The 22,731-nt window shown below is 64.6% G+C and carries 18 protein-coding genes and 1 tRNA gene; 15 read left to right on the forward strand and 4 right to left on the reverse strand.

What is annotated here, in order from left to right:
- Window positions 1–95 precede the first annotated feature (95 nt).
- The 3 genes from BAU07_RS07235 to BAU07_RS07245 all read left to right on the forward strand — a co-directional run bounded on the left by BAU07_RS07235 (window position 96) and on the right by BAU07_RS07245 (window position 5,085).
- Window positions 96–2,546 carry a TonB-dependent receptor gene (locus tag BAU07_RS07235; RefSeq protein ID WP_084025470.1) on the forward strand — a complete coding sequence of 817 codons (2,451 nt, stop codon included), beginning with the start codon at window positions 96–98 and terminating at the stop codon, window positions 2,544–2,546.
- Window positions 2,546–3,700 (forward strand): PepSY-associated TM helix domain-containing protein, encoded by a 1,155-nt coding sequence (locus tag BAU07_RS07240; protein WP_066655382.1) that lies wholly within the window; start codon window positions 2,546–2,548, stop codon window positions 3,698–3,700. The genes BAU07_RS07235 and BAU07_RS07240 overlap by 1 nt, the downstream gene beginning before the upstream one ends.
- A 338-nt stretch (window positions 3,701–4,038) precedes the next feature.
- A complete protein-coding gene (locus BAU07_RS07245; RefSeq protein ID WP_157122098.1) occupies window positions 4,039–5,085 on the forward strand; it encodes a hypothetical protein in 1,047 nt (348 codons plus the stop codon).
- A gap of 139 nt (window positions 5,086–5,224) precedes the next feature.
- Here BAU07_RS07245 and BAU07_RS07250 read toward each other — a convergent pair.
- A tRNA-Ser gene (locus BAU07_RS07250) sits at window positions 5,225–5,314 on the reverse strand.
- 437 nt (window positions 5,315–5,751) lie between these two features.
- On the opposite strand from BAU07_RS07250, the gene BAU07_RS07255 reads away from it, so the two are divergent.
- The 3 genes from BAU07_RS07255 (at window position 5,752) to yaaA (ending at window position 8,585) form a co-directional block, all read left to right on the forward strand.
- Window positions 5,752–6,909, forward strand: a complete 1,158-nt coding sequence (locus tag BAU07_RS07255; protein ID WP_066655385.1) for a cation:proton antiporter domain-containing protein — start codon at window positions 5,752–5,754, stop codon at window positions 6,907–6,909.
- Window positions 6,910–7,002: 93 nt separating this feature from the next.
- Window positions 7,003–7,785, forward strand: a complete 783-nt coding sequence (locus BAU07_RS07260; protein ID WP_066655387.1) for a 3-hydroxybutyrate dehydrogenase — start codon at window positions 7,003–7,005, stop codon at window positions 7,783–7,785.
- 26 nt (window positions 7,786–7,811) lie between these two features.
- On the forward strand, window positions 7,812–8,585 hold the full coding sequence (gene yaaA, locus BAU07_RS07265; protein WP_066655389.1) for a peroxide stress protein YaaA: 774 nt from the start codon (window positions 7,812–7,814) through the stop codon (window positions 8,583–8,585).
- An 89-nt stretch (window positions 8,586–8,674) separates the two neighbouring features.
- On the opposite strand, the gene BAU07_RS07270 is transcribed toward yaaA, so the two are convergent.
- Window positions 8,675–10,891, reverse strand: coding sequence for an FUSC family protein (locus BAU07_RS07270; RefSeq protein WP_066655391.1), 2,217 nt, complete (start codon window positions 10,889–10,891; stop codon window positions 8,675–8,677).
- 570 nt (window positions 10,892–11,461) lie between these two features.
- Here BAU07_RS07270 and BAU07_RS07275 point away from each other — a divergent pair.
- The 5 genes from BAU07_RS07275 (at window position 11,462) to pssA (ending at window position 16,414) form a co-directional block, all read left to right on the forward strand.
- A complete protein-coding gene (locus BAU07_RS07275) occupies window positions 11,462–13,171 on the forward strand; it encodes an acetolactate synthase 3 catalytic subunit (protein ID WP_066655397.1) in 1,710 nt (569 codons plus the stop codon).
- A gap of 9 nt (window positions 13,172–13,180) precedes the next feature.
- The gene (gene ilvN, locus BAU07_RS07280; protein WP_066655404.1) at window positions 13,181–13,672 is read left to right on the forward strand and encodes an acetolactate synthase small subunit; all 492 of its coding nucleotides are present in this window, start codon (window positions 13,181–13,183) and stop codon (window positions 13,670–13,672) included.
- Between the two features lie 63 nt (window positions 13,673–13,735).
- Window positions 13,736–14,752: a ketol-acid reductoisomerase gene (gene ilvC / locus BAU07_RS07285; RefSeq protein ID WP_066655406.1), complete on the forward strand. Its 1,017-nt coding sequence runs from the start codon at window positions 13,736–13,738 to the stop codon at window positions 14,750–14,752.
- Window positions 14,753–14,970: 218 nt separating this feature from the next.
- Window positions 14,971–15,642, forward strand: coding sequence for a phosphatidylserine decarboxylase (locus BAU07_RS07290; RefSeq protein WP_066655408.1), 672 nt, complete (start codon window positions 14,971–14,973; stop codon window positions 15,640–15,642).
- Window positions 15,635–16,414, forward strand: a complete 780-nt coding sequence (pssA, locus tag BAU07_RS07295) for a CDP-diacylglycerol--serine O-phosphatidyltransferase (RefSeq protein ID WP_066655411.1) — start codon at window positions 15,635–15,637, stop codon at window positions 16,412–16,414. The genes BAU07_RS07290 and pssA overlap by 8 nt, the downstream gene beginning before the upstream one ends.
- 35 nt (window positions 16,415–16,449) lie before the next feature.
- Here pssA and BAU07_RS07300 read toward each other — a convergent pair whose 3' ends face one another.
- The gene (locus tag BAU07_RS07300) at window positions 16,450–16,983 is read right to left on the reverse strand and encodes a hypothetical protein (protein ID WP_198168882.1); all 534 of its coding nucleotides are present in this window, start codon (window positions 16,981–16,983) and stop codon (window positions 16,450–16,452) included.
- Window positions 16,984–17,190: 207 nt separating this feature from the next.
- On the opposite strand from BAU07_RS07300, the gene rpsO reads away from it, so the two are divergent.
- The 4 genes from rpsO to BAU07_RS07320 all read left to right on the forward strand — a co-directional run bounded on the left by rpsO (window position 17,191) and on the right by BAU07_RS07320 (window position 21,907).
- On the forward strand, window positions 17,191–17,460 hold the full coding sequence (gene rpsO, locus BAU07_RS07305; protein WP_066639299.1) for a 30S ribosomal protein S15: 270 nt from the start codon (window positions 17,191–17,193) through the stop codon (window positions 17,458–17,460).
- Between the two features lie 89 nt (window positions 17,461–17,549).
- Complete coding sequence (gene pnp, locus BAU07_RS07310) at window positions 17,550–19,712, forward strand: polyribonucleotide nucleotidyltransferase (protein ID WP_066655415.1); 2,163 nt, start codon at window positions 17,550–17,552, stop codon at window positions 19,710–19,712.
- Between the two features lie 261 nt (window positions 19,713–19,973).
- Window positions 19,974–20,657 (forward strand): hypothetical protein, encoded by a 684-nt coding sequence (locus tag BAU07_RS07315; RefSeq protein WP_232338324.1) that lies wholly within the window; start codon window positions 19,974–19,976, stop codon window positions 20,655–20,657.
- A 32-nt stretch (window positions 20,658–20,689) separates the two neighbouring features.
- On the forward strand, window positions 20,690–21,907 hold the full coding sequence (locus tag BAU07_RS07320; protein ID WP_066655421.1) for a threonine ammonia-lyase: 1,218 nt from the start codon (window positions 20,690–20,692) through the stop codon (window positions 21,905–21,907).
- Between the two features lie 96 nt (window positions 21,908–22,003).
- Here the strand turns inward: BAU07_RS07320 and BAU07_RS07325 are convergent, their stop codons facing one another.
- A complete protein-coding gene (locus BAU07_RS07325; protein WP_066665008.1) occupies window positions 22,004–22,567 on the reverse strand; it encodes a PIN domain-containing protein in 564 nt (187 codons plus the stop codon).
- Window positions 22,568–22,731: the final 164 nt, after the last annotated feature.

Raw genomic sequence — 22,731 nt, forward strand, 5'->3', positions numbered from 1 at the left:
TATGGCGATACCCGTCCGTGACGGCCGGCCGACGCCCCATGCCCGCAAGCGGCGGACCTCTCCTTGCCCACCTCCATTCCAAGGAAAGCCGTTCAATGCGCCGCCTGCCGCAACCTGTCCACCTGGGACTGTCCTCCCGCCTATTGCCGCGCACTGCCGCCGTCGGCCGCATGGCGCGCAAGACCGTGCTCGGCGCGATCCTGATGACGGACGCCGGCGTCGCCACGGTCTATGCGCAAGCCAGCGGACGCGCCGCCGCAGCGGCCCCAACTCACGCCTACGACGTCCCAGCGGGCCCCCTGGCGGGCGCCTTGAGCCGTTTCGCCCAGCAGGCCGATATCCTTCTCAGTGTGCCCGCGGCCATGACGGCCGGCAAAACCAGTCCCGGAGTACGCGGCGCATATACCGTCGAGGGCGCATTCCGGATACTGCTCGACAACACCGCCCTGGAAGCTGTGCGCCAGACCGACGGCGGCTATGCATTGCGGCCCGCGCACGCCGAGGCGATCTTGCCCACCGTGTCGGTGACCGCCTCGGCCGCCGCGGCGGCCGACGAACCCTACCCGGGCGGCGAGGTGGCACGCGGCGCCAGAATCGGTCTGCTGGGCGATCGGGATTTCCTCGACACCCCCTTCAGCGTGACCTCGTACACCTCCAAGCTGATCGAGGACCAACAGGCGCAGAACATCGGCGACGTTCTGCTCAACGACCCTTCGGTGCGCAATACCTATTCGCGCGGCGCAGGCCGCGACGAGTTCAACATCCGCGGCTTCACGCTGTTCAATTACGACGTCGCCTACAACGGCCTCTATGGCATCTCTCCCCGCAACGCCACCTCGCTGATCGGCATCGAGCGCGTCGAGGTCTTGCGCGGTCCCAACGCTTTGCTCAACGGCATGGCGCCGTTCGGTTCGGTTGGCGGCTCGATCAACCTGGTGCCCAAGCGCGCCGGCGCCGATCCCCTGAACCGTGTCACGCTGTCCTATATCGAGAACAGCCAGTTCGGCGTGCAGGCGGATATCGCGCGCCGTTTCGGCGAAGACCAGCGCACCGGCATGCGCCTGAATGTGCTGCGCAGCGGCGGCGACATGAACATATCCGGTGCCGGCGAGGACATGGGCGCGTTATCGCTCGGCCTGGACTATCGCGGCAACCGCTTCCGCATCGAGGGTGACATCAATTACCAGAACCGCGTGACCGACGCGCGCAGCGGTCTGTTATTTCCGCCCCCTCCGGGCGAAGACATCGGCCACGCGCCGGATCCGAAGCGTAACTTCTTCCCCGACTGGACCTATTGGAAGGCGAAGGAGTGGACCGGCGACGTGCGCGCCGAATACGACCTCTCCGACGACTGGACCGTGTACGGGGCGCTGGGCGCGCGCAAGCACGATTTCGAAAGCCTGCAGACGACCTGGCTCATGCTCGACCCGGCCGGCACGATAGGCTCTGTGCCCGCCCGCCTGAACGAAAGACTTTGGAGCAAGACCGGCGAGGTCGGCATCCGCGGGCGTTTCGATACCGGCCCGATTGCGCACGAGCCGGTGCTCTCGGCCAGCTTCCTCGACATCGACTATTCGTCGGCGCGCGTGCGTTCGTCGACCGTGTTCTCCGACCTGTACGATCCCGCCGATCTGGCCAAGCCGTCCATCGCCATGCCCAACGACCTGGGTAAGACCAGCGAGACACGGCTGTACAGCATTGCACTGGCCGACACGCTCTCGGCAATGGACGGCGCGGTGCAACTGACCGGGGGGCTGCGCCAGCAACGCGTGCAATCGGTGAACTATGCCCCTGCCACCGGCGAGCGATTATCGGATTACGGAAAATCCGCTGTCACGCCGGCGATCGCGCTGACGGTGAAGCCTACCCAGCAACTGGCGCTGTACGGCAACTACATCGAAGGCCTGAGCCAGGGCGGCACCGCACCGGCGGAAGCCGTGAACGCCGGCGAGACCTTCAAGCCCAACGTATCGAAGCAGTATGAAGTCGGCGTCAAGTACGACTTCGGCACCGTGGCGACCACCTTGAGCGCGTTCCAGATCGAGCAGCCCAGCGCCTACCTGGATCCGGTGACGCTGCGCTACCAGGCCGCCGGCGAGCAGCGCAACCGCGGCGTGGAGTTCTTGGTGCAGGGCGAGCCCGTACGCCGTGTGCGGCTCTTGGGTGGTATGGCCTACACCGCCGGTGTCCTGACCAAGACGGAGGGCGGCGTGAACGACGGCCATGTCGCGCCAGCTGTGCCGCGCTGGCAATTCAACGCCTCCGCGGAGTGGGATACGCCTTTTGCGCAGGGCCTGACCCTGACGGCACGCGTGCTGCGCACCAGCTCGCAATACGTCGATGCGGCGAACACGCAGCAAATCCCCAGCTGGACCCGCTTCGACGTGGGCGCGCGCTATGCGATGAACATCAACCGTACACCGGTGACCTTGCGGGCAACGGTGGAGAACGTGTTCAACAAGCGCTATTGGCAGTCGGCCGCGCGCGAAGGCCTGACGGTGGCCGCGCCGCGCACGGTACTGCTGTCCGTCACCGCGGAGTTCTAGTGCGGCGGCCCGCCGGAAGTCCACTGCCCACGCGGGCGGTGCGCAGCAAGGCCTGGTATCTGGTCCACAAGTGGACCAGCCTGGCCTGTACCCTTTTCATGCTGGTGGTCTGCGTCTCGGGCCTGCCCTTGATCTTCCGTGACGAAATCGTCGACTGGCTGGACGCTCCGCCGTCCTGGCCGAGCGTCACGCCGGGTACGTCCCCCCCTACGCTCGATCGTCTGGTGGACCAGACTCTTCAACGCTATCCCACGCACCGGATCGTAGAGATCGAAGTCGCCCGGGACTCTGCCAGCGTCATCATGGCGCTGGGACCCGGCCACGAGGCCCCGTCCGGGGCATCCCCGATCCGGCTGCAGTACGATGCGCGTACAGGCCTGCTGTTGCAGGCGATGGACAGCGCCGGCGAAGGTCCGGGGACCCGCATCATGAACGTCATGACGCGCCTGCACATCGACCTCTACGCCCGCCTTCCCGGCCAGCTATATCTTGGGTTCATGGCGCTGCTCCTGGCGGTGGCGGTGATATCGGGCGCCGTCCTCTATCATCCGTACATGAAGAAAACCCCGTTTGGCACCGTCCGTGCCGCGCGGGCCCCGCGCCTGAAATGGCTGGACCTGCACAATCTGCTGGGAATCGTCACGCTGGTCTGGACGCTCATGATGGGCGTCACCGGCGCCATCCACGAACTGGCGGTTCCCTTGTTCCGCTACTGGCTGTCCCACGACGTCCGGACTGCCGTGGCCATGGCTGGCGGGAATCCGGCCCCCGGCTCCTCGCAACTGGCCTCGGTGCAACAGGCCTACGCCACCGCGAAGGCCGCTGTTCCCGGCCGTCTCGTGGAGTCCCTGCGTTTCCCCGATGCCGGCCTGGGCCTGTCCCATCACTACTTGCTGTGGGCCAAGGGTGCAACGCCGCTGGCCGCCCACCTCTTTGACGGTGTCCTGGTGGACGCGCGTACGGGCCGATTGACGGCGGTCCTGGAAATGCCCTGGTACCTGCGTGTGCTGCAGTTCTCGCGACCGCTGCACTATGGTGATACCGCCGGCCTACCGCTCAAGATCATCTGGGCCGCGTTGGACCTGATCATGATCGTTATCCTGCTTAGCGGGCTATATCTTTGGCGCAAGCGCAAAGTCCAAGAGACGAAGTAGCCACCGCCGCCACCAGGTCGTGACTGGCGTGGTAATCCCCCGCAAAAGCGGTGAAGTCAGAAGTGGAATTTTCTCATTGAGGAGTTCTACAGCATGAAGAAGTCGAGGTTCCTGGATAGTCAGATCATCGAGACCATTGAGCGGGTGGGGCCCATGACGAGGTCCATAACCACGCAGTGGTACTGGCGGAATACATGCGGGAGGGTGGGAAATAGGCCGACGGGGGAATGTGCGCGGATCTGGCCCTCGCGAATTCGGACCTCTTAACGTAGAACGGTGTATCGCGATGGTCCACCTATTCGCGCATCACTACCGATGCATGAATAAGGAACTCCGATATGTCTATCACAGCCATCAGCCCGGCGCAGGGATATGCCTTGCCAGGACCAAAGAGTCTTCCCCAGGTGCCGGCAAACGCCCAGGGTGGCGTTCAGTATGCATTCGCCTCCTACGAAGCGCCGTCATTTGCGGCCTCGGGCCAGCCCGTAGTCGGTCGGGGCGCCGGATTCCCGCCAGGCGCGATGGGCGGCATTCCTTCGGACGCGACGACGCACGTCCAGGACAAGGTCGCGCTGCTCAAGCGCGCGGAACAGGCATTGCACACCTTGGTCCAGCGCATGAAGGACGATCCCTCCGTGCTATCCGGTTCCAAGCCAGCCGGATGGGCGGCGTTCGATTTCGTGATCGCCGAAACCAGGAAAAGCGGCCTGTATGGCGCCCTGCAGCAGGCTGCCATCGAACGCCTGAAGAACTCCGGCAATTACGACGACCTAGTCAAGCAGGTCCTTCAAGGAGAATCAAACCATGGACATACGCGGGATCGTGCCTGGGCCGAGAACTGGATCGAACGCCAATTCGATTTCGACTCCGTCGATGCCGACCTGCAGCCGGGTAAACCGTATTTCGCCGCCACGAACGAGTGGGAAGCCCGTCCTGTGCACAACAGCGGTGGTCCCGTCAAAGGCGATGCCGTATTCCTTGGGAATAAGGCCGACGTTCACGCACGCGGATGCTTCGAAATCGAGTTCACCGGCAACGGCGACCTGATGTTTTATACGGTGAAGAACCGCACCACTGGCATAAGTTCCGCTCCCCGTCCCTATGATCCGCGCGGCACGGTGATCCAGGCCGACGGCCTGCGCGCCGAAATGTTCGGGACCCCGGCGTCCGGCGACGTGTTCTCCGTCTACAAGCCCGTGGAGGATGATCGCAGAGGCTCCGATTATCGCGTCGATTATCACGATTCCTATCGCGGCTACTCGGTGAAGCACTGGAAGATGGACTTGTTCGATCGTTTGTTCGGCCCGGTCATCGACCCCCAAGGCGCTAGGAAACGGCCCAGCCAGATCATCGACGACTTCGTCGTGGGCCGTCATCGCGGCTAGGGATCTTCCCTGGACTCCACCCAGTCGTAAAAATGCAGTGCGTGCCGATTGGCACGCACCGGCCGATGGGCGCACCGACGGAATCTCGGATCGATCGCCATGAAAAAAGCCCTGACTGGGAAGTCAGGGCTTTGCAATCTGGCGGAGAGGGTGGGATTCGAACCCACGATACGCCTAAACGTATACCGGATTTCGAGTCCGGCGCATTCGACCACTCTGCCACCTCTCCGTGACGTCTCTGAACCGCGGCGGCTTCCTCGGTTGGCCTGCGGGCGGTGGCATGCATTGCATACACCGATCAGGCCAGGGCGGGGTGATCAACAGGCGCCGTGGGTACTTGCGGGTACTACATCCTGGTAGGGCATCTCTCGTTCCAGTCGAAGCGCAAGATGTCTACCGCATACTGCCTTGGTGCTGACCCCCGGATGTCTGCGGCTAGCCAGGATGGCCTGCTACGCCTTTGCCGGGGTAACTCGTGCTATAAAGCGCGCGCGTTTCAGCAAAGCCCGCTATTCTACCAGCAATTTCCAGGCATGTGTACGTACGGCCACGGGGGCGGGCGGTCCGCGCGGACCACTTTAGGCACGGCGCGCTTTCCTCCATTAGCGACGCGCCCGCCTGCGTAATTTTTTGTCAGAATGTGTTGTCCGCTCCACCAGGCCGCTCATGGAACTCGTCGTCGTCCTCCTGCTGTCCGCCGTTCTGTGCGTGCCCCTGACCCAGCTACTGGGGCTGGGCACCATCCCGGGGTATCTCCTGGCGGGGATGGTGATCGGTCCCTACGGCTTGCAACTGGTGACCGACGTGCCCGCCATCGTCGACATCTCCCAATGGGGCGTCGTCATGATGCTGTTCGTCATCGGGCTGGAGTTGGAGCCTTCCCGGCTGTGGGGGATGCGGCGCGAAGTCTTCGGTGTCGGCATCCTGCAGATGGTGTCCTGCGCCCTGATGCTGTCGCTGCTGATAGGCGGCTTGTTGCGCCATCTTATCGGCATGTCGTTGCACGGTGCCGTCATCTGCGGGCTGGCATTGGCGCTTTCCTCCACGGCGGTGGCCATGCGCCTGCTGGACGAGCGGAATCTGAGCCGAACCCCCATGGGTCGCACGGCGCTGGGCGTGCTGCTCCTGCAGGATATGGCGGCCATTCCCATCCTGATTCTGCTCGGCGTTCTTGGCGGAGGCGGCACCAAGGCGCCTTCTTTTGTCTCGGCGTTGATCGCCGTGGCCGTCGTGCTGGTGTGCTACCGCCTGCGGGTAATCAGCTGGGCGGAGCGTGCGCAGTTGCAGGAGCTGTTCACGGCCGCGACGCTGCTGGTGGTGATCGGCACCGCGCAATTGTTCGACCATGCCGGCCTGTCTGCCGGCCTGGGGGGCTTCCTGGTTGGCGTGCTGTTGGCCAAGTCGAAGTATCGCCCCGCCATGGAAACCTCCATCGAACCCTTCAAGGGCCTGCTGCTGGGGCTGTTCTTCCTGGGCGTCGGCATGTCGGTGAACCTGGAGGTCGTGCAGGTGCACTGGCGCTTCATCACCTGCGGCGTGGCCGCGCTGTTGGGGGTGAAGGGCCTCATCCTGTATGGCATCGCGCGGGTGTCCGGCTTGCCCCGGTACCACCGCCTGCCGTTCGCCATGGCGCTGGCGCAGGGGGGCGAGTTCGGCTTCGCGATTTTCAACGAAGCGTGGGACAACGGTTTGCTGAGCGCGCCGCACCGCGACCTGATATCGGTGGTGGTGGCCATTTCCATGGCGGTGGTGCCCATACTGATCAAGCTGGTGGAGCGTGTGCAACCCGGACGCGTGCAGGGCTACACTTCCGGGGCGCCTTGATCCACCGCGGCCTATCGCCGGATCGTCGCACGGTCGGCGCGGTCGTTTTCGTTCAATCGGGAATCCCCCAACGTTTGCCGCCAAGGAGTCATCATGCTGAAAGGAAAAGTCGCGGTCGTCACCGGATCCACCAGTGGTATCGGGCTGGGTATCGCCACGGCGCTGGCCGCGCAGGGCGCGAACATCGTGCTGAACGGCTTTGGTGACGCGGCGGAGATCGAAAAGACCCGCGCAGGTCTTGCCCTGGCGCATGGCATCAAGGCGGCCTACGACGGCGCCGACCTGTCCAGCGGGCCGGCGGTGCGCCAGCTCGTGGACAACACGGTCGCGCAGTTCGGACGTATCGACATCCTGGTGAACAACGCCGGGATCCAGTACACCGCGTTGATCGAGGACTTCCCCCCGGAGAAGTGGGACGCCATCATCGCGCTCAACTTGTCGGCGGTGTTCCATGGCACGGCCGCCGCCTTGCCCCATATGAAAAAGCAGAAGTGGGGCCGAATCATCAACATCGCGTCCGCCCATGGGCTGGTCGGTTCGGCCAGCAAGTCCGCCTATGTGGCCGCCAAGCATGGCGTTGTGGGCCTGACCAAGGTAACCGCGCTGGAAACGGCGGGCCTGGGCATCACTGCCAATGCGATCTGCCCGGGTTGGGTGCGCACCGCGCTGGTGGAAAAGCAGATCACCGCATTGGCGGCGCAGCAGGGTGTCGACCAGGAGACCGCCGCCCGGGGCCTGCTGGGCGAAAAACAGCCTTCGCTGCAGTTCGTCACGCCCGAGCAACTGGGCGGCACCGCGGTCTACCTGGCATCGCCGGCCGCCGACCAGGTGACGGGCACGACGATCTCGGTGGATGGCGGCTGGACCTCGCGCTGAATAACTGAACAAGGAAATCGAAGAACATGCTGTTCCTGCTGTCCCCCGCCAAGAAGCTGGACTACGACACGCCGCTGCACGTCGACCTGCACACCCAGCCGCTTTTCGTGCAGAAGGCCGCGGCGCTTATCAAGGTGTTGAAGAAGAAATCGGCCGAGGAAATCGCCGAATTGATGGACCTGAGCCCCGCGCTGGCCGAACTCAACGCCCGCCGGTATGCCGCCTGGAAGCCCACGTTCACGCAGGAAAACTCGCGCCCTGCGGTGCTGGCGTTCAACGGCGACGTCTATGAGCGCCTGCAAGCGGGCAGCCTCAGCCCAGCGCAACTGCAATGGGCCCAGGAACACCTGGCGATCCTGAGCGGCCTGTACGGTGTGCTGCGTCCGCTCGACCTGATCCAACCCTACCGGCTGGAAATGGGCACGCGGCTGGAAACCGCCAAGGGCAGGAACCTGTACGAATTCTGGGGCAGCGACATCGCCGCGTACCTCAACGAACGCCTGGCGGGAAGCCGGAAACCCATCGTGGTCAACCTGGCTTCCGACGAATACTTCAAGGCGGTGGACTTGCAGACCTTGCAGGCCCGGGTGGTGCAATGCGTATTCCAGGACTGGAAGAGCGGCGCCTGGAAGGTGATCAGTTTCAACGCCAAGCGCGCGCGCGGCATGATGGCGCGCTATGCCATCCAGCACAAAATCGCAACGCCGGAGCGCCTGCAGGCCTTCGACAGCGAAGGCTATGCGTATGACGCCGCCGCCTCCACCGCCGACAAGCTGGTGTTTCGCCGCAAGCAGGACTGACGCGGGCCGGGTACGGCCGTGCGGCGCCTGCCGGCGCGGGCCTCGTGGACGGGGAGAAGCACGGGCAGCAGGGACGTGGCCGTTGGCGCTTATCCGTCCAGCGCCGCGCTTTCCTGGCGGATCATCTGCCCTGCACGGATCATCAATTTCAAGGGATAGGCCAGCGAGGCCAGTTCGCCCTGGGTATCGATCTGCTCAGGCAGGGGCGGTACGGCCGGCCGCGCCGGATCCAGCATGGTGACGACGGATTCCAGCGTCTGGGTGACCGAAGCGGGCGGTGCTTCGCGCAAGGTGGACAGCGTGGGCACCGCCGCCGTGGTCTGCGAGGCCAGCACATGGTTCTGAATCAGCAGGTTGTTCAGTTCCGGCACGAATTGCTGGCGCGAACGCGGTTCGCTCATCATTCGATAGAAGGCTTCGGCAAAGTTGCTGAAGGCGACGTGCACGTTCCGGCGTGCCAGTCTCCAGTTCAGGTCAGCCTCGATTTCGGCCGCCGTGGCGGGCGGCTCCGGCACGGGCCCCAGGGCCACGTCCGCCGCCGGCTTGCGCGCCTGCTTTTCCCGCATGACGCCGGCATAGCGCAGGCCCGCGCGCAGGTATTCGCGGTTGGCGACGATTGCCGCGCGCGCCAGGGGCGGCATGAACCGGGCCTCCCACCACGGGAAGACGTAGCTGCATACCAGCGCGAGCGCGCAGCCGATGAACGTATCCAGTGCACGCTCGCCGATCACCGCCATGGACACTGTGCCGGGCGACACGAAGTGAAAGACGAGCACCACGAAAAGGGTATTGAAGATGGCGCTGGCCATGTAGTTGAGCTGCACGAGGCTGTTGCCCATGATGCATGCGACCAGCAGGGCGATGAACAGAATGCCCGGCCGGTCGGTCATGTTCAACAGCACCAGGGCCAGCAGGCATCCGATCAGCGTGCCGGTCAGGCGCCAGCCGTTGCGCTGGCGCGTAAGCGCGAATCCCGGCTTCATGATGATGACGATCGTCAGCATGATCCAGTAGTTGTGCGCCGAAAAGGATTCCGTCACCCAGAACTCGCTGATCGTCATGGCGATCGCGGCGGCGAGCGTGACGCGCAGGGCGTAGCGCAGGTTGGGGGAATCCATGCGCAGATTGCTGGTGATCATCCCGAGCCGGAAGTCCTGGCGCGACATGAACCGCGTCAATGATTTGTCGATGCGCAGGGCGCTGGTCGGCACCGCGTCCGCGGGCTGCAGGGTGTGCTCGCCCAGGCGGTCGACAATACGGCCGGCGTTGCGCAGACGGCGCAGGATCTGGATCAGCAACGCCAGAATCTCGGGTTCGCGCTGGCCCAGGCCCTGTTGCTTGAGCTGGTCGATCTCGTATTCGATGGCACGCAGTTCGGCCTTGATGCGGGTCCGGCGCTTGACGGGCTGGCCATGCGAAACCGAGAGCGCGATGCGGTTCAGGTCCAGCGACATCTTGAAAAGCGCATCGTGCATGAACAACAGGATGTCGTTGCCGGCCAGGGTGCGGCGCAGCGCCGCATAGTCGGTATGGGTGGCGAACAGGGTATCGACCAGTTGCAGCATGTCGACGAACATGTTGAAGACCATCACGCGGCGGCTGTCGCCCCAGCCCTTGCCGCGCGGCAGGGCGCGCAGCACCACGTCGCGCGCGGCCTGGTGCTTCTCCGTCATGGTCGACTGGCTCTGGATCAGGGCGCGGTATGAATCTTCGAGGTCTTCCGTCTCGTCGTAGAAGGCGGCACGCGCCTCGACATAGTCGGCGGTGGCGAACAGGGCCACCGACATGGCCTGCTGTTCTTCCCGCAACAGGAAGATGCGGCTGAAGGCGACGCTGAAGAGCAGATAAAAGAGCGCGCCGCCCAGCGTGCCGGCCGCGTGCAAAAGCACCTGGTCCGCCGGCAGCGGCGAATGCATGGTCAGGGCCATCACCAGCAGGCCGGCAAATCCGATCAGGCCGCCGCGCTTGCCGTAGACGGTAAACAGGGAATAGAAGAAGCATTGCGCGATCACCACCGCCCACAGCGCCAGGCGATGGGTCGAGGCGAAGCCGGTGATACAGACCGTGAGCGTGGCCAGGACCGCGCCGCCGAGCATCTCGTTGGTGCGATGGCGTTGCGGTCCGCCCGGCTGGTCGATGATGGCGACGCAATTCGCCCCGAAGGTGGCAACCAGGCCCAGGGTGTAGTCGCCCCACAGGACGCCCAGGATCAGCACCGGCAGCAGCATTCCCACGCCTTGCCGCACACCGCCGAAGAAATAATGGCTATAGATAAACCGGCGGAGATTGGCGATGCGCAGGTCCATAGGGCGGCGGGCTCGTGTCAGGGCGCCGGGGGCGGCGATAGTTGGCAAGTATAGAGAGTCTCCGTTATGAAGAGTCCCCATTTTGTGCCGAGCACCTGCAAGCGCAGCGGGGGCGAGCGCTTTGCCGGCCTGCGCGGTGTGGCGCCAATCGGACGCCCGGCAGCCGCAAAAGGGGCTCTTCCTTCCGTCTGATTTGCTTGTTGAGTAACAAACACGGTAAATTTCCGGGTTCCCGCCTGCCCACTACCACGGCCGGCGGCGATGGTTTGCAAGTTTTCCGGTCTACCGGCCGGTTTCGAAGCGCCAGCATTACCCTGCCGTTGGCCGTGCCACAAGCGCGTAGTCAAAGGCTTCCATTTCGACCTCCGGCGCCCAGTGGGGCGCATGCACTGCGTTTTGGATGGACGCGTGCCGGGTCGGCAAGGCGTTCGGGTGGAGCGGTTCCGTGAACCGTGAAGCGCCGGATCGTGTTGCCGCGGCCGGTAACGGGTCCTGCGCGGGTCATATCCCGATCGATATGACGCGCGGCAGTCCTGACCGCAGGGCCGGAACACTGAAAGGAATGACATCATGGAAACCAATGGCGCCGATATCGTCGTGCGCTGCCTGGCCGATGAAGGCGTGGAACACGTTTTCGGCTATCCCGGCGGCGCAGTGCTCTATATCTACGACGCAATCTTCAAGCAGGACAAATTCCAACATATCCTCGTCCGGCACGAGCAGGCAGCCGTGCACGCGGCCGATGCCTATTCGCGCTCGTCGGATAAGGTTGGCGTATGCATCGTCACCAGCGGTCCGGGCGTGACCAATGCCATCACCGGCATCGCCACGGCCTACATGGATTCCATCCCGCTGGTGATCATCAGCGGGCAGGTGCCCACCGCCGCCATCGGCGAGGACGCCTTCCAGGAATGCGATACGGTCGGCATCACGCGCCCCTGCGTCAAGCACAACTTCCTGGTGCGGGACGTCAAGGACCTGGCCGACACCATGCGCCGCGCGTTCTACATCGCGCGCACCGGCCGGCCCGGCCCGGTACTGGTGGACATCCCCAAGGACATCACCCTCGCGCCGTGCAAATATGTGCCGCCCCGGGGCGAGATCACGATGCGCTCGTATGCCCCCGTGAACAAGGGGCACCAGGGCCAGATCAAGAAAGCCGTACAGATGCTGCTGACGGCCGAGCGGCCGATGATCTATACCGGCGGCGGCGTGATCCTTTCCGATGCCGCGGCCGAACTGCGTGCCCTGGTGGACCTGTTGGGCGCACCGTGCACGAATACGCTGATGGGCCTGGGCTCCTTGCCCGCCGACCATCCCGCTTTCCTCGGCATGCCCGGCATGCATGGCACCTATGAGGCCAATATGGCCATGCAGCACTGCGATGTGCTGCTGGCGATCGGCGCCCGGTTCGACGACCGGGTCATCGGCAACCCCAAGCATTTCGCGCAGAACCCGCGCAAGATCGTCCATATCGATATCGACCCGTCGTCCATTTCGAAGCGCGTGCGGGTGGACGTGCCCATCGTCGGCAATGTGAAGGACGTGCTGGTCGACATGCTGGCGCAGTTGCGCACCACGGACATCAAGCCGCCGTCGCTGGAAAAGTGGTGGCAGCAGGTCAAGGAGTGGCAGGGCAAGGAATGCCTGGCGTATGCCGGGTCGACCAGCGTCATCAAGCCGCAGTTCGTCGTCGAGAAGCTGTGGGAGATCACGGGCGGCAACGCCTTCGTCACCTCGGACGTCGGACAGCACCAGATGTGGGCCGCCCAGTACTACCGTTTCGGGCAGCCGCGCCGCTGGATCAATTCCGGCGGCCTGGGCACCATGGGCGTCGGGCTGCCCTACGCGATGGGCGTGCAGATGGCCAACCCCGGGCAGGACGTGGCCGTCATCACGGGCGAAGCGTCCATCCAGATGAATATCCAGGAGCTCTCCACCTGCCACCAGTATCACCTGACGCCGAAGATCATTTGCCTGAACAACCGGTTCCTGGGCATGGTGCGGCAGTGGCAGCAGATCGACTATGGTTCGCGCTATTCCGAGTCGTACATGGATTCGCTGCCGGATTTCGTCAAGGTGGCCGAGGCCTACGGGCACGTCGGGCTGCGTATCGAAAGCCCCTCCGACGTGGAGCCGGCGCTGCGCGAGGCATTCAGGAAGCACAAGGACCGGCTCGTGTTCCTGGACTTCATTACGGACCGAACCGAGAACGTGTGGCCGATGGTCAAGGCGGGTCGCGGCCTGACCGAAATGCTGCTGGGTTCCGAGGATCTGTAAGGGGGCGCCATGAAACACGTTATATCGGTTCTGCTGGAAAATGAGCCCGGTGCGCTGTCGCGCGTGGTCGGATTGTTTTCCGCCCGCGGCTACAACATTGAAACGCTGACCGTGGCGCCCACCGAGGACGCCACGCTTTCGCGCATGACTATCGTTACCGCCGGGTCGGACGAGGTCATCGAGCAGATCACCAAGCACCTGAACCGCCTGGTGGATGTGGTCAAGGTCGTGGACCTGACGGAAGGGGCGCACATCGAACGCGAGCTGATGCTCGTGAAGGTGCGCGCCGTCGGCAAGGAACGCGAGGAAATGAAGCGCATGGCGGACATTTTTCGCGGCCGCATCATCGACGTTACCGACAAGTCGTACACCATCGAACTGACCGGTGTGCAGGAGAAGATCTCGGCCTTTATCGAGGCACTGGATCGGAGCGCCATCCTTGAAACCGTTCGTACCGGGGTTTCGGGAATAGGGCGTGGGGAACGCGTGTTGAAGCTATGAGCGGCCCCGGCCGATCGATCACCCATCATCACTACTGCAAGACAGAATACTGGAGCTAGGCAAATGAAAGTTTTCTACGACAAGGACTGCGATCTCTCCCTGATCAAGGGTCGCACCGTGGCCATCATCGGTTATGGCTCGCAGGGCCACGCGCACGCGCTGAACCTGCACGAATCCGGCGTCAAGGTCGTCGTTGGCCTGCGCAAGGGCGGAGCTTCGTGGAACAAGGCCGCCAACGCCGGCCTGAAAGTCCAGGAAGTGGCGGAAGCGGTCAAGGGCGCGGACGTCGTCATGATGCTGCTGCCGGACGAGAACATTGCGAAGGTGTACCGCGACGAAGTGCACGCCAACATCAAGGCGGGCGCCGCCCTGGCCTTCGCGCACGGTTTCAACGTGCATTACGGGCAGGTCGTGCCGCGCGAAGACATCGACGTCATCATGGTCGCCCCCAAGGCGCCGGGCCATACCGTGCGTTCCACCTACACCCAGGGCGGCGGCGTGCCGCACCTGGTCGCCGTGTACCAGGACAAGTCGGGCGCCGCGCGTGACGTCGCGCTGTCGTACGCCAGCGCCAACGGCGGCGGCCGTGCCGGCATCATCGAAACCAATTTCCGCGAAGAGACCGAAACCGATCTGTTCGGCGAACAGGCCGTGCTGTGCGGCGGTACCGTCGAGCTCATCAAGGCCGGATTCGATACGCTGGTGGAAGCCGGCTACGCGCCCGAAATGGCGTACTTCGAGTGCCTGCACGAGCTCAAGCTGATTGTCGACCTGATCTACGAAGGCGGCATCGCGAACATGAACTACTCGATTTCGAACAACGCCGAATTCGGCGAATACGAAACCGGCCCGAAGATCGTCACGGAACAGACCCGCGCCGCCATGCGCCAGGCCCTGGCAGATATCCAGAACGGCGAATATGCCAAGCGCTTCATCCTGGAGAACGCCGCCGGCGCCCCGACCCTGACGTCGCGTCGCCGCATCAACGCGGAATCGCAGATCGAGCAGGTCGGCGGCAAGCTGCGCGCGATGATGCCCTGGATCGCCGCCAACAAGCTGGTGGACAAGAGCAAAAACTGATCGTGTCGCCCGGTCCCGCCGGGCATGCGACTTGCGTTCGCGGCATGCTCAGGCATGCCGTTTTTTTTGCCTCGTCGCGTCCCACCCGCCCCTGGCGCATGTGGCCGGGGGAAGTCCCGGCCCCGGTGGCCGGGCTGTTCGAGCGGGGCGTTTTTTGTCGCATACTTGCCGCGCGTGCGAGGCACAAACGGGGCCATATCGGTTAACCTTCGCCTACGATGAATAAACCCCCTTATCCCCATCCCATCATCGCCCGCGAGGGCTGGCCGTTTCTCGCCGGAACGGTCGTCGTGGCGATACTGGTAACGTTGTGGTCCCCGCCGGTGTCGATCATCTTCTGGATCATCGCGCTGTTCGTCCTGCAGTTCTTCCGCGATCCGCCGCGCATGGCGCCCGATTCCGCGGCCGCGGTGTTGTCGCCAGCCGACGGCAGGGTCGTCGCTGTGGAAACCGTGCGCGACCCGTACGCCGATCGCGAAGCGCTCAAGATTAGCGTCTTCATGAACGTCTTCAATGTGCACTCCAACCGCGCGCCGGTCGACGGGCAGGTCACGGATGTGCAGTACTTTCCCGGGAAGTTCTTCAATGCGGCGCTGGACAAGGCGTCGCTTGAGAACGAGCGCAATGCGATGGTATTGCGTACCCCCGGCGGCCACGTCGTCACGGCCGTCCAGGTCGCCGGCCTCGTCGCCAAGCGCATCCTGTGCTATGCCAGAAAGGACGACGCACTGGTGCGCGGCCAGCGGTATGGCTTCATCCGTTTCGGCTCTCGCGTGGATGTTTATCTGCCGCCCGCTGCCCGGCCGCGCGTCGCGCTGGGAGACAAGGTCAGCGCCACCAGCACCGTGCTGGCGGACCTGCCCGTAACCAACCCTACGAGCCATGCCTAAACTTTCGATGCGCGATCCCGAAAATCGACACCGCAGCATCTATCTGCTGCCCAATGCGTTCACGACGGCGGCGCTGTTCGCCGGCTTCTACGCGGTGGTGCAGGCCATGAACAACCAGTTCGAGGCCGCGGCGATCGCCATCTTCACGGCCATGGTCCTGGACGGCATGGACGGCCGGGTCGCGCGTCTGACCAACACCCAGTCGGCCTTCGGCGAGCAATATGACTCGCTGTCGGACATGACCTCGTTCGGCGTCGCGCCGGCCCTGGTCATGTACGAATGGATGCTGAACGAGCTGGGCCGCTGGGGATGGCTGGCCGCTTTCGTCTATGTGGCGGGCGCGGCGTTGCGCCTGGCGCGCTTCAACACGAATATCGGCGTGGTGGACAAGCGCTTTTTCCAGGGGTTGCCCAGTCCTTCGGCGGCCGCGCTGGTGGCCGGCTATGTCTGGCTGGCCGTGGACAACAAGCTGCCCATCCATGACAGCTTCATGGCATGGACGGCGTTCTGCGTGACCATGTACGCGGGCGTGGCCATGGTGACCAATGCACCGTTCTACAGCGGCAAGAGCTTCGCGCTGGGCCGCAGCGTGCCGTTCTGGGTCATCCTGCTGGTCGTCGCCGCGTTCGTATTCGTGTCCAGCGACCCGCCGGTCGTGCTGTTCGGGCTGTTCGTGGTCTACGGCATATCCGGCTGGTTCGTGCTGGCCTGGCGCTGGAACCGCGCGCGGCGCCTGCAGCGCGCCCGGGTCCGTCCCCACGCGCCAGACTGAGCGCTCGCTGCTCGCCCGTGTCCAGGCTTGCGCCGTCAGCGGGCGAAGTCCCACTCCTGGTCGTACATCGGGTCGGGGCCGGGATGGAAGCGGGTGACGCGGTCGCCATTGCGCCCCATGTACACGTACATCAAGGAATTCCAGGAGTCGTTCTCGCGGTAGCGGTACGACCACACCACTTGCCGGACGCTGGGGAGCCCGACCTCGTCGATGAGGGCAGGCGGGCCGAATTCACAGCGCACGCGGTCCGGGGTCCATTCACCCTGGGCCAATACCTTGAAATGCGCGTCGGTCAGCAGGGGGACGACACGGTCGATCCGGCCGTCCGGCCCGACATTGCCACCCCAGGCGAATTGCCCCATGGGCTGCTGCGTCCAGATTACGCGTTGGCCGCCGCCGGCCAATGGGCATGTGAAATTCGGCCTGCCGTATTCGGCCACGACCTGGTTCAAGGGGCTGTTGGGCGGGGTACGCGCCGCCATGTCCGCGCAGCCGCCGAGCACCCCCAGCAAGCAGGGCAGTAGTAAGGTCGCCGCGCGCCTGCGCAAAGTCCGAGTATGCTGTGCCATGGAGATTCCTGCTGGAAAGGCGCGGTCCTGCTGCGCATGCCGGCGCCGTGGCCCCGGGAGGGGCGCGGATGCGCGGTTCCGACAATTCTAGCCAATACGCTATAATTCTTCGGTTTTTGCGATCGAACGAACCACGGTCGCGTTTTTCTTTGTATCAACCCACGCCCGGGCACCTCGGCCCTGGCGCATGTCCGAAGAGGTCAATAAATGTCCGTAGCTGACATCAAAAAGTCCGATATCGTTGCGCAATTCCAGCGCGCTCAAGGCGATACCGGCTCCCCCGAAGTCCAGGTGGCGCTGCTTACCGCACGCATCAATGAGCTGACCGGTCACTTCAAGGAACACATCAAAGACCACCACTCGCGCCGCGGTCTGCTGCGCATGGTCAGCCGTCGCCGCAAATTGCTCGACTACCTCAAGGGCCGCAACCCCGATGCCTACCGCGCACTGATCGAAAAACTCGGTCTGCGCAAGTAATCGATGGGGCCGGTTCCCCATGACGCAACCGTGGCCGCTGCGACATCGTCGCAACGGCCACGGTTTTTCATTTGCAAGGAATAATCGTCATGTTCAATAAAGTGACAAAAACGTTCCAGTACGGGAAACACACCGTCGTGCTGGAAACCGGCGAGCTGGCCCGGCAAGCGTCCGGAGCGGTGCTGGTCTCCATCGACGATACGATGGTGCTGGCCACGGTCGTTGCCGCGAAGAAAGCCAAGCCTGGGCAGGACTTCTTTCCGCTCACCGTCGACTATATCGAGAAAACCTACGCGGCCGGCCGGATCCCCGGCGGGTTCTTCAAGCGCGAAGGCAAGCCTTCTGAAAAGGAAACGCTGACCTCGCGCCTGATCGATCGGCCCCTGCGTCCGCTGTTCCCCGAAGGCTTCTACAACGACGTGCAGGTCGTTCTGCACACGCTGTCCGTCAATCCCGAAATCGATCCGGATATCCCGGCCATGATCGGCGCCTCCGCGGCGCTGGCCATTTCCGGCATCCCGTTCAATGGCCCGATCGGCGCCGCGCGCGTCGGCTATATCGACGGCCAATACCAGTTGAACCCGGCCGCCTCGGAACTGAAGCAGTCGCAGTTGGACCTGGTCGTTGCCGGCACCGAAACCGCCGTGCTGATGGTCGAATCCGAAGCCCATCAGCTGTCGGAAGAAGTCATGCTGGGCGCGGTGGTCTTCGGCCACGAGCAGATGCAGGCCGTGATCAACGCCATCCACGAACTTGTGCGCGAAGCCGGCAAGCCGGAATGGGACTGGAAGCCCGAGCCGAAGAACGAAGCGCTGATCGCCGCCGTGACCGCAGCCGCCAGCGATGGCCTGGCCGCTGCCTACCAGATCCGCGAAAAGCAGCTGCGTACCAACAAGCTGCGTGAAGTCTATGCCGACGTGCAAACGCGGCTGGCCGCGCGCGCCGCCGAAACCGGCGAAGGCGTGCCCGATTCCGTCACCGTGGACAACATCCTGTTCGACCTGGAAGCGCGCATCGTCCGCAGCCAGATCCTGAGCGGCGAGCCGCGTATCGACGGCCGCGATACCCGCACCGTCCGCCCGATCAGCATCCGCCTGGGCGTGCTGCCGCGCGCGCACGGCAGCGCACTGTTCACCCGTGGTGAAACGCAAGCGCTGGTCGTCGCCACGCTGGGCACCAAGCAGGACGAGCAAATCATCGACGCCCTCATGGGCGAGTACCGCGATCGCTTCATGTTGCACTACAACATGCCGCCGTTCGCCACCGGCGAAACCGGCCGGATCGGCGTGCCGAAGCGCCGCGAAATCGGCCACGGCCGCCTGGCCAAGCGCGCGTTGCTGTCGCTGCTGCCCGCGCCGGAAGAGTTCCAGTACACCATCCGCCTGGTGTCGGAAATCACCGAATCCAACGGCTCGTCGTCGATGGCTTCGGTGTGCGGCGGTTCGCTCGCCATGATGGACGCGGGCGTTCCGGTCCGCGACCACGTCGCCGGCGTCGCCATGGGCCTGATCCTGGAAGACGGCAAGTTCGCCGTGCTGACGGACATCCTGGGCGACGAGGATCATTTGGGCGACATGGACTTCAAGGTGGCCGGCACCGAAAAGGGCGTGACGGCGCTGCAAATGGACATCAAGATCCAGGGCATCACCAAGGAAATCATGCAGGTTGCGCTGGACCAGGCCCGCGAAGGCCGCCTGCATATCCTGGGCAAGATGCGCGAAGCGCTGAACACCTCGCGTGGCGAGTTGTCCGCTTTCGCTCCTCGCATGCTGACGATCAAGATCAACCCCGAGAAGATCCGCGACGTCATCGGCAAGGGCGGCGCGACCATTCGTGCGTTGACCGAGGAAACCGGTACGCAGATCGACATTTCCGATGACGGCACCATCGTCATCGCCAGCGTCGACGAAGGCCAGGCCAAGGAAGCGCAACGCCGCATCGTCGAACTGACGGCCGACGTGGAAGTGGGCCAGGTCTACGAAGGCAGCGTCTTGCGCCTGCTGGACTTCGGTGCCATCGTCCAGGTGCTGCCGGGCCGCGACGGCCTGCTCCACATCTCTGAAATCGCCAACTATCGCATCGCGAACATCAACGATGTGCTGAAGGTGGGCCAGAACGTCCGTGTCAAGGTCATCGAGGCCGACGACAAGGGCCGCCTGCGTCTGTCGATCAAGGCGATCGGCGGCATCGAGCAGCAGACCCAGCCCAGCTCCGAAGCAGCAGCGCCGCAGTCCGAGTCGCAACCCGAGTAAGGGCGCACCCGGATCCGCCTCGACCGGCCTGGCCGGGACGGCGGAACTGCCCGGCGCGCAGCCGGGCAGTGGCGAGCACCGCACCGCGCGGCATTCCGCGGACCGAAACGGCACCTTGTGTGCCGTTTTTGTTTATGGTGCGGTAAAGTGCTCGCGCGGCTTTCCAGGAAACCACGGCCGGCGCCCAGAGCGCGCGGAACAGGCATATATGGCATGAAGAGGCGGGGGAGCAAGGTCTTGGCAGCAATCGCCGTCGGCACGATGCTGACGGGATGCTTTTCCCCGCAAGCCCCTGCGCGGGATGGCCGCACGCCTACCGGCGAAGACATGAGCGCGGACCAGTTCATGCAGACGGATTTCAACCGCACCGTCACGCTGGAGGTCCGCGACAACCTGAACAGCCTGTATGCCCTGGCGGACAAGCTGTACCGCCGCAATCCGCGGGAATGGCGCAAGGCCGGCCTGCCGGACCAGACCGCCGCGATGGCGCGCTTGCACACCATGATCGACCATCGCAAGGCGCCCGCCGGACTGGCGGGGCTGCGCGACATCCAGGTGCTGGCCGTTTCGCTGGATCCCGGTTTCCAGGGAGACCGCGTCGCCGCTTTCATCTACGGGCTGGCCGACACGGTCATCGCGGCCCACAACGACAAGACGCGCTTCTATGTCGCCGATGTGCTGGACGGCCAGCGCGTCTACAATGCCGCACGGAACGTCGAGGCCGCCGCGTGGCTGCTGGCCAGCCGGCGCGACAAGGACGGCCAGCCCTTGCTGCTGGCCAACGAGATCAGTCCCACCGTGGTGAACCTGAGCTTCGAACGCGAATTCGGCGCAATTATCGGGCGCCTGGACCTGATCGCGAATCTGCTTGGCGAGAATGGCCGGCGCGTGGGCATCAACTACGCCCAAGGCCTGCTCTTCTTCAATTTCCTGCCCGTACGTTGACGCTCAAGCCTGTCGCCTTCCAGGAGCCAACCGTGATCGATCTTTCCGCCATCCAGGCCGCGCACCAGCGTCTCCAGGGCCAGGTCCTGAATACGCCGTTCACCCATTCGCGCACGCTGTCGGACATGCTGGGCGCGGAGATCTGGCTGAAGTTCGAGAACCTGCAGTTCACTGCGTCCTTCAAGGAGCGGGGCGCGTTGAACCGCATGCTCAACCTGTCCGATGCCGAACGCGCCAGCGGGGTCATTGCCGTGTCGGCCGGCAACCACGCGCAGGGGGTGGCCTATCACGCCCAGCGCATGGGCGTGCCGGCGGTCATCGTCATGCCCCGCTTCACGCCCACGGTCAAAGTGGCCAATACCCGCCGATTCGGCGCCGAGGTGGTGCTGGCCGGTGAGAGCTTCGACGATGCCAAGGCGCATGGCTACGAGCTGGCCCGGACGCGCGGCCTGGTCATGATCCATCCGTACGATGACGCGGACGTCATCGCCGGCCAGGGCACCATCGCCCTGGAAATGCTGGCCACGCAGCCGCGACTGGACAGCCTGGTGGTGGCCATCGGCGGCGGTGGGTTGATTTCCGGCATGGCCATCGTCGCCAAGGCCTTGAACCCGGACATCGAGATCGTCGGGGTGCAGACGGAGCGGTTCCCGTCCATGTACGAGGCCACGCAGAACGTCTCCTTGCCGCATGGCGCGTACACCATCGCGGAGGGCATTGCCGTCCGCTCGCCGGGCGAGATCACGCGCGAGATCGTCAGCCGCTACGTCGACCGTATCGAGCTGTGCAGCGAAAGCGACATCGAGCATGCCATTGTCGTGCTGCTCGAAATCGAGAAAACCGTGGTCGAAGGCGCCGGCGCGGCCGGCCTGGCCGCCTTGCTGCGCGACCAGGCCCAGGGCAGCAAGCGCTTCCAGGGCAAGCGGGTCGGCCTGGTGCTGACCGGCGGAAACATCGATCCACTGATGCTCGGCGAGCTGATCGAGCGCGGCATGGTGCGCGCCGGCCGCCTTGCCCGCATACGGGTGGACCTGCGCGACTTGCCGGGCGCCCTGGCACACGCCACCACCATCATCGCCGACGCCCATGCCAACATCACCGAAGTGCACCACCAGCGGGCATTCACGTCTCTGCCCGTGCGCAATGTCGAAGTCGATTTCGTGATGCAGACCCGCGGGCCCGAGCATATCGCCGAGGTCATCGAGCGGCTGAACGCCGCCGGCTTTGCTGCGAGCAACCACGATCATTGATCCGCGGACGGGCGTCGCGGCTAGTGCGCCATGTGTCCCCATGGTTGTCGGGCAGGTCTTTGCGGTGCCCGAGGACGGCGCCGGCACCCATCTGCGTCATGCGCTTGCGTCGTCGGGGCCGGGCTGCGTGACCAAAGTCCGCAGGCGATAGAGGCGTTCCCGATGCAAGGTGGTGGCCAGCGGTTCGCCTTCGCGCCCCAGGGCCGCCACGTCGCCAGCCGTGGCGGCAAGCGCTGTCCGGATGATTTCCGGCGATCTTGCCCACCATTGCGCAAGCAGGCGGTCGGGGTCGAACACGTCCAGGCCCGCGCGGCGCATTTCCGGCCGGTTGAAGTCCTTCAGGTTCCATGTCATGACGAACACCGCGGGTACCCTGGGCAGGCCGCTGCGTGCTCGCCTGGCCAGGCCGGCGGCGATGACGTGGTGGTCCTTGGCATCGCTGTAGCGCAGTCCCGTCTCGTACGGCCGCACGTCGCCGGCGTCGGCGTCGGGAAACTGCTCCTGCATGCGAGCCCATAGCGCAGCGACATCGTCGGTGGAGACCTGCCACAGCCTCGCCGCGTTGCGTATCCATTCTTCTCCGATGCGGGCGCTCCACACGGGCGAGAACACGCCGGCCCGCGCCAGCCGCAGCAACAGCGGGCGCAGGATGGACGACATCAGGACACAGGCGTCAAGGACGACCCAGGGCGGCGGAGGTGGCAGCGCGGCGCCCGGCGCCGGGCGGTCGGTGGCAGAAGTGTGCAACAAGCGGCAAGGGCCGGGGACGCCGGCGTGACGGGCTAGGCCGGCTGGCGCGGCGGGCCGCGGCGCGGGGCCGGCAC

The organism is Bordetella flabilis, from assembly GCF_001676725.1.
Lineage (GTDB): Bacteria > Pseudomonadota > Gammaproteobacteria > Burkholderiales > Burkholderiaceae_B > Bordetella_C > Bordetella_C flabilis.

Coding starts and splice junctions, on each gene's coding strand:
- pssA (WP_066655411.1), top strand. CDS start 15,635: ATGCCTAAACTTTCGATGCGCGATCCCGAAAATCGACACCGCAGCATC.
- BAU07_RS07315 (WP_232338324.1), top strand. CDS start 19,974: ATGCTGACGGGATGCTTTTCCCCGCAAGCCCCTGCGCGGGATGGCCGC.
- ilvC (WP_066655406.1), top strand. CDS start 13,736: ATGAAAGTTTTCTACGACAAGGACTGCGATCTCTCCCTGATCAAGGGT.
- BAU07_RS07270 (WP_066655391.1), bottom strand. CDS start 10,891: ATGGACCTGCGCATCGCCAATCTCCGCCGGTTTATCTATAGCCATTAT.
- BAU07_RS07255 (WP_066655385.1), top strand. CDS start 5,752: ATGGAACTCGTCGTCGTCCTCCTGCTGTCCGCCGTTCTGTGCGTGCCC.
- BAU07_RS07235 (WP_084025470.1), top strand. CDS start 96: ATGCGCCGCCTGCCGCAACCTGTCCACCTGGGACTGTCCTCCCGCCTA.
- BAU07_RS07325 (WP_066665008.1), bottom strand. CDS start 22,567: ATGTCGTCCATCCTGCGCCCGCTGTTGCTGCGGCTGGCGCGGGCCGGC.
- BAU07_RS07260 (WP_066655387.1), top strand. CDS start 7,003: ATGCTGAAAGGAAAAGTCGCGGTCGTCACCGGATCCACCAGTGGTATC.
- rpsO (WP_066639299.1), top strand. CDS start 17,191: ATGTCCGTAGCTGACATCAAAAAGTCCGATATCGTTGCGCAATTCCAG.
- BAU07_RS07300 (WP_198168882.1), bottom strand. CDS start 16,983: ATGGCACAGCATACTCGGACTTTGCGCAGGCGCGCGGCGACCTTACTA.
- ilvN (WP_066655404.1), top strand. CDS start 13,181: ATGAAACACGTTATATCGGTTCTGCTGGAAAATGAGCCCGGTGCGCTG.
- BAU07_RS07275 (WP_066655397.1), top strand. CDS start 11,462: ATGGAAACCAATGGCGCCGATATCGTCGTGCGCTGCCTGGCCGATGAA.
- BAU07_RS07245 (WP_157122098.1), top strand. CDS start 4,039: ATGTCTATCACAGCCATCAGCCCGGCGCAGGGATATGCCTTGCCAGGA.
- BAU07_RS07290 (WP_066655408.1), top strand. CDS start 14,971: ATGAATAAACCCCCTTATCCCCATCCCATCATCGCCCGCGAGGGCTGG.
- pnp (WP_066655415.1), top strand. CDS start 17,550: ATGTTCAATAAAGTGACAAAAACGTTCCAGTACGGGAAACACACCGTC.
- yaaA (WP_066655389.1), top strand. CDS start 7,812: ATGCTGTTCCTGCTGTCCCCCGCCAAGAAGCTGGACTACGACACGCCG.